We start from the raw sequence: 13,452 nt of genomic DNA on the forward strand, positions 1-13,452 counted from the left end.
CCGTAAGGCTGGACGCCCCCCGGAAGGTTTCCGGAAGGTCGACAAAACTCTCAGCACCTAGCGTCGACATCACCCCACCTGAGGCTTGCGGCCGCAGGTTGGCCCGAACTGGCCCTGGAGTGATGCCATGCCCCCCGCCTCCCCCCTCTCTTCCCGACTGGCTATAAGTGCGCGTGACGGCCTGCCATCGCGCGCGGGCAGACGCCGACGCGGCCCGCAGCCGAAGGCCCGACCCGCGGGCGCCCGGCAGTGGCGCGTGCGTCGTGCGCCGCCGACGGCCGCCACACCGGACCTCGCTCAACAGGAGCGCGAGCGCCTCGCGCTGCTGCTGCACGACAGGCTGGGCGGCCTGCTGGTGCAGTTGCGGCTGGCCTACGGCGCGTGGCGGCTTGACCATGGCGGCGGCGCCTCCGGCAGCCCCGAAGCCGTCTTCGACTCGCTGTTATCCGAACTCTCAGGCGCCGTGCGCCATCTCACCACCTGCCTGACTCCGCCGGACTGGCACGACGACCTGCCATCAGCGCTGGAGGCCGTCACAGCCGAGCTGCGGCTGTATGGCGCTCTGGATGTGCGGCTCGATGCCGAAGCGCTGCGGCGAATCGGCATGCCCGCGGTGCCCGAGCCTGCCCGACGGCTGGCTTGCAGAATCCTTAGGGAGCTAGGCCTGAACGTGCAGAAACACGCCAGGGCATCCCGGATGCACATTCGGGCGTATCTCGCCGGCGGGCGGCTGTGCATCGTCGTACGGGACGACGGCCGGGGCCTGCCGCGCGATGCCACAGCGCTTGCATCGGGCTGGGGGCTGCGCAGCGTGCAGGCCCAGCTGCATGCGCTGGGCGGCGGCCTGGCGCTGCGGTCAGCGCCAGGCCGCGGCACATGCGCCACGCTGACACTGCCGCTGGGCCTGCCGCCCCAACCGGCGGCTCCTTCCGGTGCCCTCGTCCCAAGGAGCAGGCCATGACACTCCGCATCGTCGTGGCCGACGACCATCAACTCGTCCGCGAAGGGCTTCGCGCGCTGCTGGCCCGCGACGCCGGCCTGGACATCGTGGGTCTCGCCGCCGACGGTGCCGCTGCCGTCAGGCTAGTACGTCAGCTGAAGCCGCAACTGCTGATCACCGATATTGCGATGCCCGGGCTCAACGGCCTGGAAGCCACGCGCCGCGCGGTGGCGCATGAGCCCGCGACGCGCGTGATCTGCCTGTCGATGCACGACGACCAGCGCAGCGTCGTGACCGCCATGCAGGCAGGCGCCAGCGGCTACGTGCTGAAGGACGCCTCCTGCGACGAGCTGCACACCGCCGTCCGCGAGGTGGCCGCCGGCCGCATCTACCTGAGCCCCGGCCTGGTGGGTGGGCTGGTGGACGAGATCCGCGAACGGCTTCGGCCCGAGAGCACCCAGACGGGCCCGGTGCTGACAGCCCGCGAGCGCGAGATCGTGCAACTGTTCGCCGAGGACCTGAGCACGCAGGAGATCGCCGACCGGCTGAAGGTCAGCGCCAAGACGGTGGCCACACACCGCGAGAACGTGACACACAAGCTGGGTGTGCACGGCATTGCCGGCATGACACGGTACGCCATCCGCGAAGGCCTGACCGTGGTGGTGGCATCGTGCCGCTGATCGTCTACACGCTACCCAACTGGGTGTTGGGGCTGGCACTGGTCGCCCTCTGGCTGGTCGCTGCCCAGGCCTTGTGTGCGCTCTTTCCCGACCGCTGGCGCGAACGGGTGACCGACCTGGATCGCAGCGTGGTGCTGGCCTCCCTGGGCGTCATCGCGACGATGAACTCGCTGCTGCTGGCCTTCTCGGCCGTCTCAGCCTGGGAGGCCTTCGGCAGCGCAGACACCGCCGTGCAGCGCGAGGGCACGGCTATCACGCAGTTGGCCCGCTCGCTGTCGCTATACGACACCGCGCCCTCGCGCCTGGCGCGGGAGCGATTGCGCGCGTATGGCCGCAGCGTTGTCACGCAGGAATGGCCGGCGATGCTGCAGGACAAACCTAGCCTGTCGACACGCGACGCGCTGGATGGCCTTTTCACCGCCCTGGGCGACCTCAAGCCCACCACCAGCAGCCAGACTGCACTGTTGAACCAAGCCTGGACGCAGGCCAACGACCTGCTGACCCATCGGCGAGAGCGGCTTCAGGCCAGCAAGGCCAAGGTGCCGCGTACGCTGTGGATCGTCGTGCTGGCCGGGTCGCTGCTGACGCTGGTGCCCCTCGCGGCTGCACCGAAGGGGGCGAGCAGCCGCTGCGCGCTGTTCGCGGTCGCCGCGGCGCTGGCCCTCGTCTTCCACTTCGTCGCGACGATGGACCGCCCCTTCCTCGGCAGCGAGCGCGTCACGCCAGAGGCAATCGAGGATGCACTGGGCATCGTTCAGCGGCTGAGTGCGCGCACGCCGTGAGGCGGGCGCGCGGAAGGCTTACGTTTTGCTGCTGCCGTTCTGAATCTCGGGATCCGTCGTGGCGATCAGTTCGGTCGCGTAGCCATCCGAGCGTTGAGGCCGACGGAACACCAGCACCACGCCTCGCCGCGTTTTCACGGGGATGTCGATGAACATCCCACCATCCCCAGGTGCCGCAAGGAAATTGTTGGGCAGGTGGTTGGTGTCACCCAACGTCTTCGCGGTCGCTGCGAACAGCGAGACTGTCGGGTCGGGGACGCAGCGCCGATGTCCCATCAGGTAGGTCAGCACCTGCTGAGGCACCGACTCCGGGTTGACGAATCTGACAACATCACTTGGCTGGACTGTGGTGAGCACGTTGCCTTCCACCCAATCCCAGTTTTCGTTGAAGTAGCGACAGGTCACCACCTTCTCGCGCAAGTCCGGCGGGTCGAGCTTCAGATCGAGTACAGGTACGACATAGAACTTGGTTGGGCCTTCGGTCATGGTTTGTCCTTCTGCAGGGGTGGGAAGATCACGACAGGGATGAGGAGCGGCTTGCCGACTTGCGCGCGATGCTGAGGCGAAGAGGCACATAGCCGTGGGCCGTCAGTGGTGCTGTCATCACGTCACTGGCCGCCTGTGAAGAAAAGGCCTCGGCCGGACTGCAGTCCCGGGCAGCGAGCCAGGCTTGCAGCACCAGACCTCCCTGGCCCGCATCCACGGCAGATCGCAACGCCGCACCCAGCCGCATGCAAACCGGCGCAGGCACCCCTGCAGCGCCGAGTTGCATCGTCAGCAGGGCGTGGCGGGCCTGCAGTTCCCGCAACTGCCAGTACGTGGGCCGCCGCTCCACCAAAGCCTGCAACTCGTGGTCGGCGTCGGCCAGTTGTCGCGTCGCCAAGAGAGTGTCGCCACGGTGCAACGCCTGCTCGGCCCCCGCCACCGCCACACGCAGTAGCGCCTCCCGGCGCACGAAATCGCGCGCAGCCTGGCCGTCTGCCACCTCGCCGGCGCCGGGCGCCAAGGCATTGAGCTGCGCGCGCAGGCCGGGGAGATCCTTGTCGACGGAGTCGCCCGCATCCAGACGCGCCAGCAACAAGCGGCTCTCTGCATGGAGGCGGTCCGCGCGCCAATAGGCGTTGCTGGGGTCGTGCCGCTCGGCCTCGCGCAGGCGCTGCACGCCCGACGCCATGATCCGCGCCGCCTCGGCCACACGGCCAGCAGCGCGCAACGCATCGGCACGTCGCAGCTCCAGCGTGCCGAGTGCCCACAGTCGCGACTGCTCCTCGGCACGCCCGGCGCTCAGCGTCTGACGCTCAGCCAGCGCGTCGTCGAACCATTGCAGCGCTTCCAGCGGCCGTCCGCGCACATAGGCCACCAGGCCCAGCCAGGTCTGCGTGTTCGCGACCGCTTCGCGGACTTCGGCATCCTGCGGTGCCCTTGCCAGTGCATCGCGCTTGAGGGCCAGCGAATCGTTGAACCAGCGCTCCGCAGACTGCCAGCGCGCCCGTCGCACGTCGATGGAGCCGAGGTTCTGCAACGCATAGCCCAGCTCCGCCGTCGCCGCGGCGTCTTCGGGCGCCGCGCGCTGCCACTGCAGGCTGGCTTCGCGATACCGCTCCATGGCGGCGGCGGCCGCGTCGAGGTTGCCGGCGTCGTGGTCCATCTGGCCCAGCCAGAACGACGCAGCACCCAGCGTCCGGTAGTAGTCACCCGGCTTCACCTCCGTGAGATGACCGCCGGCCGCCAGGCCTTCCAGCAGCGTCCGCGCCGCGTTCAGCGCGTCCACGGCGATGTCCGTGCGGCCGAGTCCGCGGCTGCTGTTGACTTCGCCGATGACGACCAGCGCGCGAGCGCGCTGCAGCACGTCGTCCGGTGAGCCGCCAGCCTCACCCGTGTCGGCCGGCCCCAGCAACTGCAGGCCCTGCTCGCCTATGCGACTCAGCAGCGCCAGCTTGCCGATGGGCCGCAGGCCGTCGGCCAGCTCGCCCAACATGAAGGACGCAAGCTGCCGGCTTTGCCGTTCGCGCTGCGCCGCCACGTCGGCCTGCCTGGCGTAGCCGATGGCTGCTGTCACGGCGGCGCCTGCCAGCAGCAGCGCGCCGGCGGTGGAAGCGCCCAGACTCCAGCGCTGGCGCAGCAGGCGGCGCCGCGAGCGCCGGATGAACTCGCGCTCCTGCATCCCGAACAGCTCGGGCGCCTCAGCCAGCGCGCGCGCCGCCGTCCACAGCGTGGCGCCGCGCGGCAGCAGCAGCGCGCCGGCGCGCGCGCCCTCGGCCCAGCGCGCCACCCAGGGCGCCACCGCGTCGCGCGCGACGAGCGCTGCGCGATGCGTGGCCACCCAGCCGGTCACGCGCGGCCAGCGCCGCAGCAGCGCTTCATGGGCCACGCGGTAGCCCTTGCCGCCGGTGGACATGTCGGCCACCAGCAGCCGGGCCTCGACGAAGGCCTCCACCAGAGCGCGTTCGTGGGAGTCCACCAGCTCGGTATCCGGCATCCAGCGGCTGGTGGGCACGGCCTCGTCGCCCGCGAGCGTCACCAACCGCGACAGCAGCGGCGTCATGGCCGCCTGCTGCGCCTCCGGCAGGTCGGCCACCAGGGCCTCGGCGCGGCGGCCGATGGCGCCCTCCAGGCCGCCCAGTGCCTCATACGACGCCCACGACAGGACGTCGCCCGGCTCCCGGTTCAGGTAGAGCTGCTGCAGCGTGTACTGCAGCAGCGGCAGTGCATCCGGCGCCTGCATCGCATCGGCGCACAGCCGGTCGTCCAGCCGGTTCATGCCGCTGCCGTCCAGCCCGTAGGCCAGCCCGGCGGCCTGCGCCGGCAGCCGAATCATCTGCGCGATTTCGCCAGCGTCCGGCGGCGCCAGGTCCAGGTGTGCACCGCCGTCTTTGCCGGCCATCAGCAGCGGCTGGCGCGCCAGCGCAGCATAGAAGTCGTTGCGGCAGACGCCCAGCACCAGCACCAGCCGGCTGCGCACTAGCAATTCCAGCGTGTTGAAGACGGGCTGCACAGTCGCCGTGTCGCCCTGCAGCAAGGCCTCCAGCCGGTCCAGCACGAGCAGCGGCGGCGCCAGCGCGCCCGGCCGCAGTGCCCGCGTGGCATCCAGCCCGATGGCCAACTGCCGCAGCATGTCCTGCGGGCGCTCGCGCAACAGCACCGACAGGCTGTCGATGCTGAATCCAGACAGCAGCGGCACGCCCTGGCACTCCCAGTCCAGCAACGCGCCGGCCAGCCCGGCCCACACGTCACCCCCATCGCCGCCTTTCGTGGCGGCCAGGGCGCCCAGGTCCACGGTTGCCGCCGTGCAGGCATGAAGTGCAACAGACGCCGGATCGGCAGCGTTGTCATCAGCTGGGGCTGACAGCAATGCCGGCAGCAACCCGGCCTGGACGAGCGAGGTTTTGCCGGACCCGCTCGGCCCCAGCAGCAACACCAGCGGATGCCCGCGGCGCCATTGCTCGGCCAGCCGCGCGCGCAGTGCCGCCACGGCCGCATCGCGACCGAAGAACACGCTGGCATGCGCCTCGTCGAACGACTCCAGCCCGCGGAACGGCGACTGGCCCCGCCAGCCGTCCGCATGACTGCGCGGACCCTGGGCCGACAACACGCGCACCGGTGCCAGCAGCCGGTAGCCCTGCTTGCGGATGGTCTCGATGTAGCGGGGCTGCGTGGCGCTGTCATGCAGCGCCCGCCGCAGGCCGGCGACGACCTTGTGCACGGGGTTGTCGCCCTGCGTGGAAGCGTCGGGCCAGCAGTCGTGCAGCAAAGCCTCGGCTGAAATGACCAGCCCGGGCTGCCGGCACAGCGCAACGAGGACGGCCATCGGCCGCGGCTCCAGCGTCACGCTCTCGTCACCCTGGCTGAGGCGCCGCGTGGGCACGTCCACGCACCAGTCGGACAGCATGAAGCGAGTCGGCGCGCCGCCAAGCTCACGGCCAGCGGCGGGTGCAGCAGGCGCGGCAGCCGGCGTCAGCGCGGTGCTGGGATGTGTGCCGTCGCTGGTCCGGGCCATCTTGCGTTCTCCCTGAGGTCGGCTCCTGGCGCCTCAAGAAACGAGTCTAGAGAGCGCGCACCGTGCCGTCAGCAGACCGCAGCCCCGAAGAGTTGACAGGTTGACAGCCGCCCCCGTTGCGCCTTCGGCGATGGAAACCCGCAGTCCGGGCGGCATCTCCGCAAAACGGAGGCCCGGAATCAGCATCCAGCCGATGGCCCACCGCAGGGGTGCTGCCTATCTTTGCGGCATCCAAGCCGACACCTCAAGGTCCGTGATCGACGCCGCCCTCCTCCACCTCGCCGGACACCTGAACGCCGTGCTGCGCCGCTCGCACCAGTCGGCGGAGGACCTCGTCGCCGTCACGGGGCTGCAGGAAGCCGACGGCAGCCCGGCCGCGGCGGCCACGCACCGGCTGTCGGCCTTCCTCGTGAACCTGGAGCCCGAACGCGTGCCGGGCCAGCCGTTCCATCCGATCGGCAGCGGCGAGCGGCTCGCCCGCTCGGCGACACCGCTGCACCTGAACCTGCTCGTGATGTTCGCCGCCAACTACGGCGGCACCACCTACCCCGAGGCGCTCAAGCTGATCGGCAGCACCATCGCCTGCTTCCAGGCCACGCCGGTGCTGGACGCGCAGAACTCTCCAGGGCTGGATGCGCGGCTAGACAAGCTCATGCTGTCGCTGGAGCCGCTCGGCCTGCAGGAGACCGCCACGCTGTGGGGCATGCTCGGCGGGCGCTACGTGCCGTCGGTGCTGTACCGCGTCCGGCTGCTCACCATCGATGCGCGTCAGCCCGACGCGCAACTTCCCGCCGTGCGCAGCCCGCGCGTCGGCGTTGCCGGCTGAACGGAGATGCGCATGGACGACTGGATCGCCCTGCTGCGCCTGGATGTGGGCCATGGCTACTACGCCGACGGCCGCTGCCGCGGCCTGCGCTTCGAGCCCGCTGCCGAGACGGCCGACACGCTGCGCCGCTGCGGCGTCCTCGCGCGCAGCGATGGCTCAAGTCTGCACCTGCACGCGCCTGCGGACACGTTGGACAGGCTGGAAACGTCCGATGGCGGTCTGGCCTGGCGCGTCTTCGCGACCGACGACGCCTTCGCCTGCGGCACCGACGACCGGGCCGAGCGCCCGGGGCAGCTGCTGTGGGTCGGTGGCCCGACGCCCGGCGGCGCGACAGATCTGGCGGCCGAGCCCCGCCCGCTGACTTCGCCCGACGTGGCCGCGCTGCTGCAGCCGCGCGACCGGCAGCTGCCGCCGTTCGCGCTGCTGTGGCTGCCGATCGATGGCCTGCTCGCCGGCGTCTCGCCACCCGTGCCGCTGCGGCTACGCTGGCAGCTGGCGCCACGCGCGACGGTGTGGAAGTACTGCCTGCACGGCAACTGGCCGGAGCCGGCGCTCGCCATCGTGGATGCCGCGGGCCAGACCGAATTTGGCGCGCCCGCCGCCGACCACATGGACGACGGCACGCCCGTGCTGGCCATCCGCTCGCTGGGCCGCCTGCCGCTCGGGCAGCGACCGCTCCAGCGCCTGCAACTGCGCAGCCGCCCCGAGCCGGACGGCCGTTCCGACAAGGTGCTGATCCGCCGGCTGCCCTTGCCGGCGGCGCAGTTCCTCGCCCGCGAAGTGATCGACGGCCAGCCGGCGGTCATCTCCGAAATCCACGTGCACCGATAACCCGCTGAGGAGCCTGCCATGGTCATGAAGACACCCGGTGTCTATATCGTCGAGAAGAACGCCTTCCCGAATTCCATCGTCGAAGTGGCCACCGCGGTGCCCGCCTTCGTCGGCTACACGCGCCGCGCCGAGAACGGCGGCAAGTCGCTGCGCAACAAGCCCTGGCGGATCAGCTCCATGGCCGAGTACCACAGCTATTTCGGCCATGGCCCCGACCCCAAGCTGGCCATCGAGGAGGCCGCGGCCAACGGCCGCTCCGACTTCCGCGCCGACGGCAAGGACTACGCGCTGACCCAGGCCGTCGGCGCTGCCGGTGGGCGATACCTGCTGTACCACGGCATGGTGCATTTCTTCCAGAACGGCGGTGGCCCCTGCTACGTGATCTCGGTCGGCGGCTACGACGAGGACGTCGACGCCCAGAAGCTCACGGACGGCATCACGCCGCTGATCAAGGAGCAAGAGCCGACGATGCTGGTCATCCCCGACGCTGTTCTGCTCAAGCGCCCCGACTGCGTCGCCGTCCAGCAGGCCATGTTGCAGCACTGCGGCGGCAAGATGCGCAACCGCATCGCCATCCTCGACGTGTGGGGCGGCTATCTGGACCGCAAGGACCCCGGCGGCGACCCGATCGAGGCCTTCCGCAACGACCTGGGGGTCAACTACCTGGACTTCGCCGCCGCCTACTACCCGTGGGTGAACACGACGGTGGTGCAGGACAAGGACTTGGACTACACCCGCATCGCCAATCCTGAGCTGCTCGCCACGCTGTTGCGCAAGGAGCTGTCACTGCCAGAGGCGGCCGATCCCAAGACCACGCCGCCGCGCTTGGCGCAGCAGATCCAGGCGGTGGCCGACATCACCAAGACCAACGCCGACTGGGAGAAGTACGTCACCGACCTCGTCAACGCGTCCACGAAGACCGATGAGGAAAAGGCCAAGGCCCTGACGCGCGCCGCGCTGGACGTGGCCATCGAGACGCACAAGTCGCTGCTGCACAAGAGCCTGGTGTCCATGAGCCCGCTCTACAACACGCTGATGACCGAGGCGCGCAACCGCCTGAACCTGCTGCCGCCGTCGGCGGCGATGGCCGGCGTCTACACGATGGTGGACAACAGCCGCGGCGTCTGGAAGGCGCCGGCCAACGTCAGCCTCAACGGCGTCATCTCGCCCGAAGTCAGCATCTCGCACGAGGAGCAGGAAGACCTCAACGTCACGACGCAGGGCAAGTCCATCAACGCCATCCGCAGCTTCATCGGCGAAGGCGTGCTCGTCTGGGGCGCCCGCACGCTGGACGGCAACAGCCTGGACTGGCGCTACATCAACGTGCGCCGCACGATGATCATGCTGGAGGAGTCTTGCCGGCTGGCCGCCAAGGCCATGGTCTTCGAGCCGAACGTGGCCAATACGTGGGTGACCATCAAGAGCATGATCTCCAGCTTCCTGACCGGCATCTGGAAGCGCGGCGGCCTCGCCGGCGCGGTGCCGGAAGACGCCTTCAGCGTCCATGTGGGCCTGGGCGAGACGATGACGTCCGAGGACATCCTCGAAGGCATCCTGCGCGTGACCGTGCTCGTGGCCATCAGCCGCCCGGCCGAGTTCATCGAGATCACCTTCCAGCAGCAGATGCAGAAGTCCTGAGCCGCCACCGCGCGACTGGATTCCCCCCTTTCCCCCAATCCCTAACCCTCGCGGAGGCAGGCAATGGCAGACGACGGATCAGCGCAATCGACCACGGTGTGGCCGCTCCCCAAGTTCCGCTTCGAAGTGAAGTGGGACTCGGCGGTCATGTCCTTCCAGGAAGTCTCGGGCCTGGACGTGGAAGCCCAACCCATCGAGTACCGGCGCGGTGACAGCCCGGAGTTCTCGGTCATCAAGATGCCCGGCATCAAGAAGTACAGCGACGTCACGATGAAGAAAGGCGTCTTCAAGGGCGACAACAAGTTCTGGGAATGGTTTGCCGAGATCAAGATGAACACGATCAAGCGCAAGCCGGTCACGATCAGCCTGCTGGACGAAGGCGGCGCGCCGACGATGGTCTGGACGTTGACCAACGCGTGGCCGACCAAGATCACCAGTACCGACCTCAAGTCCACCGGCAACGAGGTGGCGATCGAGACCATCGTGATCGCCCACGAAGGCCTCGTCATCGCCAACAGCTGATGCAGAACGAGCTACTCCACGCAGCTGGCGCGGCTCCCTCCAACGCGGAGGAAGAGGAGAAGGAGACGCCGGACCGTCCACCACTGGCGTTCCATTTCTCCGTGAGCTTCGGCGCCAACAGCCCCGACGACGACAGCGCGTTCCGCGAGGTCAGCGGCCTGGACGCCGAGATGGATGTGGAAACCGTTGTCGAGGGCGGCCAGAACGCGTTCGTGCATCAGTTGCCCAAAGCGGTCAAACATCCGCGACTGGTCCTGGCTCGGGGGGTTGCGCCGAAGGACTCACGGCTACTGCAATGGTGCAAGGACATCCTGGAAGGCGGGTTGGTGCAGCCCATCTCGCCGATCCTGCTGCGCGTCTCCCTGCTGAACGCGCGCGAGCAGCCGCTGCGGGTCTGGGTCGTCAGGAACGCCTACCCCGTCAAGTGGTCGGTCGAGGCATTCAACGCGACGCGCAGCGAAGTGGCCATCGAACGCATCGAGCTCGCCCACGCCGGCGCCACCAGGACCAAATGAGGAAGGCAGCATGAGCATCGAAGTCCGCCAGCTGTTAATCCGTTCGCAGATCACACCGGCGGTGCCGCCGGCGCCCGCCGCGATCCCGCCACGGGAACTTCAGCGGCTGCGCGAGCAGCTGCTGGCCGAGTGCCGCACCTGGCTGATCGAGCGGCTGCGCACCCAGCAGGAGCGCTGACGTGGCGGCCCATGCGAGCTCCGAACGCGGTGCCGGCTCGCCCGCCGACAGCACGCGCACCGCGTTCACGCGACTGCAGCTGATGCGCTATAGCCTATCGCGCACCGGCGCGGTGCAACTCGACGAAAACACCACCTTCGAAGCCCAGATCAACCCCGCGGAGTTCAGCCACAGCTTCGGTGTCCAGTACGGCAAGACAAAAGCACAAGGGTCGCCCGGCGAAGAGCCCAAGTTCAGCAGCATGGACGACGAGCGCGTGTCGTTCTCCATCGTGCTGGATGGGACCGGCGTCGCCCCTCCGGTCGGCGGCCAGCCGCCCGACGTGAAGAGCCAGCTCGCACAGCTGACCAAGGTCGTCTACGAGTACATGGACATCAAGAGCGAGCCGCCCTATGTGCGCGTGCTGTGGGGCACGCTGATCTTCTTCGGCCGGCTGGAGTCGCTGAAGTCGCAGTACACGCTGTTCAAGCCCAGCGGCGACCCGTTGCGCGCGAAGGTGGACATGAGCTTCGTCGGCGCGATGAGCAAGGAGGAGAAGAGCCGCGTCACCAGCCGCATCTCAACGTCCACGCGCAACGTCACGATGATCGAAGGCGATTCGATCGGCTCGCTGTGCGAGGACGTCTACGGCGATTCGTCGTCCTTCATGAAGGTGGCGCGCTACAACGGACTGACCGACTTCCGCAACATTCCGCCCGGCACGGTGCTCAAGTTTCCGCCGCGAGAGCAGCTGGGGTAAGCGCATGGCCGACTCCCCCCTGCTCGACAGCATCGGCGTCGTCACGCTGAGCGTGATGGTGGATGGCCAGCGCCTGGCGCACAGTGACGATCTGGTGTCGGTGACGGTTCAGCGCGCGGCCAACACGGTGCCCAGCGCGCGGCTGGTCTTCAACGACGGCGACATGCCCGAGCGCAAGTTCCCCATCAGCGACACCGACGACCTCAAGCCCGGCGCGCTGCTCACCGTCAAGGCGGGCTACGGCCAGCAGCAAGAGACGCTGTTCGAGGGCATCGTCGTGCGCCACGGCCTGCGCGTGCTGGGCGCCAACGATGCCCGGCTGGTGGTGGATTGCCGCGACAAGGCCGTCAAGATGACCGTCGGCCGCCGCAATGCCAACCACCTCGACGTAACGGACAGCGACGTCATCGACACGCTCATCGCCGCCCACGGCCTCACGGCCGACGTCGAGGCCACGACGGTGACGCACCGTGAGTTGGCCCAGCACTTCTGCTGTGACTGGGACTTCATGCTGGCCCGCGCCGAAGCCAACGGCCTGCTCGTCATCGCCACCGACGGCACCGTGGCCGTGAAGCCGCCCAAGGCGAGCGGCGCAGCAGCGTTGACGATCACCTACGGCGTGGACCTGATCTCCTTCGAAGGCGACGTGGATGCCCGTCATCAGTACGCCAGCGCGCAGGCCTTCTCGTGGGACCCCAAGGCGCAGCAAGCCCTGGAAGGAACCGCAGCCGACCCGGCCACGCTGCCCGCGCAAGGCAACCTCGACACCGAAGCGCTGTCCGCGGTGATCGGGCTGGACAGCTTCCGCATGCAAGCCGGCGCACCGCAGACCCAGGACATGCTGACGCAGTGGGCCAAGGCCCAGCAGGTCAAGTCGGGCCTGGCGCGCGTGCGCGGCCAGCTGAGCTTCCAGGGCTGCGCGAAGGTGAAGGTTGGCGAACTCATCGAGCTCAAGGGCGTGGGCAACCGCTTCAACGGCAACGTCCTCGTGACCGGGCTGCGCCACCGCATCGAGGACGGCGACTGGACGACCGAGGTGGAGTTCGGCCTGGACCCGGACTGGTTCTGCGGCCGCACCGACGTACCGGCGCCGGCCGCCGGCGCGCTGCTGCCGCCCATCACCGGCCTGCAGGTCGGCGTCGTCACCAAGCTCGATGCTGACCCGGCCGGCGAACACCGCGTCCAGGTCAAACTGCCGGTGCTGCAGGCCGAGACCGAAGGCGTCTGGGCGCGGCTCATGCAGGGCCACGCCAGCAGCGGCTTCGGCAGCTTCCTGCTGCCTGAGGTGGACGACGAGGTCGTGCTGGGCTACTTCGCGGGCGACCCGTCGCACCCCGTCGTGCTGGGCAGCCTCTACAGCAGCAGCCGCCAGCCCCCCTATGACCTGGCAGCGCCCAACGACACCAAGGCCTTCGTCACGCGCTGCAAGCACAAGCTGGAGTTCGATGAGAAGGACAAGGTCATCACGCTGACCACGCCTGGCGGCAACCGCATCGTGCTCAGCGACAAGGACAAGTCCATCCTGCTGGAAGACCAGAACGGCAACACCGTCAAGCTCAGTGACGCCGGCATCGCGCTGGACAGCCCCAAGGACATCACGCTCACCGCCAAGGGCGGCATCAAGCTGGATGCGGTCAACGCCATCACCCTCACGTCCAAGGCTGACGTCAAGGCCAGCGGCCTGAACGTGGCGTGCGAAGCGCAGATCGGCTTCACAGGCAAGGGCAACGCCACCGCGGAGGTCTCAGCCTCCGGGCAGACCACGGTGAAGGGTGCCCTGGTCATGATCAATTGACGACGCGAA

Annotated in this window: 13 protein-coding genes; 11 read left to right on the plus strand and 2 right to left on the minus strand. The window is 68.8% G+C overall.

Annotated features, from left to right (window positions below; all coding sequences use genetic code 11):
• The first annotated feature begins 127 nt into the window (after positions 1–127).
• From LXT13_RS28650 to LXT13_RS07620, 3 genes are read left to right on the plus strand one after another with little or no spacing between them, the layout of a single operon-like run.
• On the plus strand, positions 128–961 hold the full coding sequence (locus LXT13_RS28650) for a sensor histidine kinase (protein ID WP_304622804.1): 834 nt from the start codon (positions 128–130) through the stop codon (positions 959–961).
• Positions 958–1,620 (plus strand): response regulator, encoded by a 663-nt coding sequence (locus tag LXT13_RS07615; RefSeq protein WP_233371240.1) that lies wholly within the window; start codon positions 958–960, stop codon positions 1,618–1,620. Before LXT13_RS28650 ends, LXT13_RS07615 begins: the two co-directional genes overlap by 4 nt.
• Positions 1,611–2,402 (plus strand): bestrophin-like domain, encoded by a 792-nt coding sequence (locus LXT13_RS07620; RefSeq protein WP_233371241.1) that lies wholly within the window; start codon positions 1,611–1,613, stop codon positions 2,400–2,402. The genes LXT13_RS07615 and LXT13_RS07620 overlap by 10 nt, the downstream gene beginning before the upstream one ends.
• Before the next feature lie 18 nt (positions 2,403–2,420).
• Here LXT13_RS07620 and LXT13_RS07625 read toward each other — a convergent pair whose 3' ends face one another.
• Together LXT13_RS07625 and LXT13_RS07630 are read right to left on the minus strand one after the other, a co-directional pair.
• Entirely contained in the window at positions 2,421–2,888 is a 468-nt protein-coding gene (locus tag LXT13_RS07625) for a hypothetical protein (protein WP_233371242.1), read from the minus strand.
• Between the two features lie 28 nt (positions 2,889–2,916).
• The gene (locus LXT13_RS07630; RefSeq protein WP_233371243.1) at positions 2,917–6,399 is read right to left on the minus strand and encodes an nSTAND1 domain-containing NTPase; all 3,483 of its coding nucleotides are present in this window, start codon (positions 6,397–6,399) and stop codon (positions 2,917–2,919) included.
• A gap of 253 nt (positions 6,400–6,652) precedes the next feature.
• Between LXT13_RS07630 and LXT13_RS07635 the strand changes: the two genes are divergently transcribed.
• The 8 genes from LXT13_RS07635 to vgrG all read left to right on the plus strand — a co-directional run bounded on the left by LXT13_RS07635 (position 6,653) and on the right by vgrG (position 13,443).
• Entirely contained in the window at positions 6,653–7,225 is a 573-nt protein-coding gene (locus LXT13_RS07635) for a Pvc16 family protein (RefSeq protein ID WP_233371244.1), read from the plus strand.
• A gap of 12 nt (positions 7,226–7,237) precedes the next feature.
• Complete coding sequence (locus tag LXT13_RS07640) at positions 7,238–8,056, plus strand: hypothetical protein (RefSeq protein WP_233371245.1); 819 nt, start codon at positions 7,238–7,240, stop codon at positions 8,054–8,056.
• An 18-nt stretch (positions 8,057–8,074) separates the two neighbouring features.
• Positions 8,075–9,694 (plus strand): phage tail sheath family protein, encoded by a 1,620-nt coding sequence (locus tag LXT13_RS07645; protein WP_233371246.1) that lies wholly within the window; start codon positions 8,075–8,077, stop codon positions 9,692–9,694.
• 96 nt (positions 9,695–9,790) lie between these two features.
• Positions 9,791–10,216 (plus strand): phage tail protein, encoded by a 426-nt coding sequence (locus tag LXT13_RS07650; RefSeq protein ID WP_233371247.1) that lies wholly within the window; start codon positions 9,791–9,793, stop codon positions 10,214–10,216.
• The gene (locus tag LXT13_RS07655) at positions 10,216–10,731 is read left to right on the plus strand and encodes a phage tail protein (RefSeq protein WP_233371248.1); all 516 of its coding nucleotides are present in this window, start codon (positions 10,216–10,218) and stop codon (positions 10,729–10,731) included. The genes LXT13_RS07650 and LXT13_RS07655 overlap by 1 nt, the downstream gene beginning before the upstream one ends.
• 10 nt (positions 10,732–10,741) lie before the next feature.
• The gene (locus tag LXT13_RS07660) at positions 10,742–10,909 is read left to right on the plus strand and encodes a DUF5908 family protein (RefSeq protein WP_233371249.1); all 168 of its coding nucleotides are present in this window, start codon (positions 10,742–10,744) and stop codon (positions 10,907–10,909) included.
• A gap of 1 nt (position 10,910) precedes the next feature.
• The gene (locus tag LXT13_RS07665; RefSeq protein WP_233371250.1) at positions 10,911–11,648 is read left to right on the plus strand and encodes a CIS tube protein; all 738 of its coding nucleotides are present in this window, start codon (positions 10,911–10,913) and stop codon (positions 11,646–11,648) included.
• Between the two features lie 4 nt (positions 11,649–11,652).
• A complete protein-coding gene (gene vgrG, locus LXT13_RS07670; protein ID WP_233371251.1) occupies positions 11,653–13,443 on the plus strand; it encodes a type VI secretion system tip protein VgrG in 1,791 nt (596 codons plus the stop codon).
• Positions 13,444–13,452 lie beyond the last annotated feature (9 nt).

This window comes from Pelomonas cellulosilytica, assembly GCF_021353265.1.
Lineage (GTDB): Bacteria > Pseudomonadota > Gammaproteobacteria > Burkholderiales > Burkholderiaceae_C > Pelomonas > Pelomonas cellulosilytica.

Coding starts and splice junctions, on each gene's coding strand:
- LXT13_RS07660 (WP_233371249.1), top strand. CDS start 10,742: ATGAGCATCGAAGTCCGCCAGCTGTTAATCCGTTCGCAGATCACACCG.
- LXT13_RS07625 (WP_233371242.1), bottom strand. CDS start 2,888: ATGACCGAAGGCCCAACCAAGTTCTATGTCGTACCTGTACTCGATCTG.
- LXT13_RS07655 (WP_233371248.1), top strand. CDS start 10,216: ATGCAGAACGAGCTACTCCACGCAGCTGGCGCGGCTCCCTCCAACGCG.
- LXT13_RS28650 (WP_304622804.1), top strand. CDS start 128: ATGCCCCCCGCCTCCCCCCTCTCTTCCCGACTGGCTATAAGTGCGCGT.
- LXT13_RS07615 (WP_233371240.1), top strand. CDS start 958: ATGACACTCCGCATCGTCGTGGCCGACGACCATCAACTCGTCCGCGAA.
- LXT13_RS07630 (WP_233371243.1), bottom strand. CDS start 6,399: ATGGCCCGGACCAGCGACGGCACACATCCCAGCACCGCGCTGACGCCG.
- vgrG (WP_233371251.1), top strand. CDS start 11,653: ATGGCCGACTCCCCCCTGCTCGACAGCATCGGCGTCGTCACGCTGAGC.
- LXT13_RS07645 (WP_233371246.1), top strand. CDS start 8,075: ATGGTCATGAAGACACCCGGTGTCTATATCGTCGAGAAGAACGCCTTC.
- LXT13_RS07640 (WP_233371245.1), top strand. CDS start 7,238: ATGGACGACTGGATCGCCCTGCTGCGCCTGGATGTGGGCCATGGCTAC.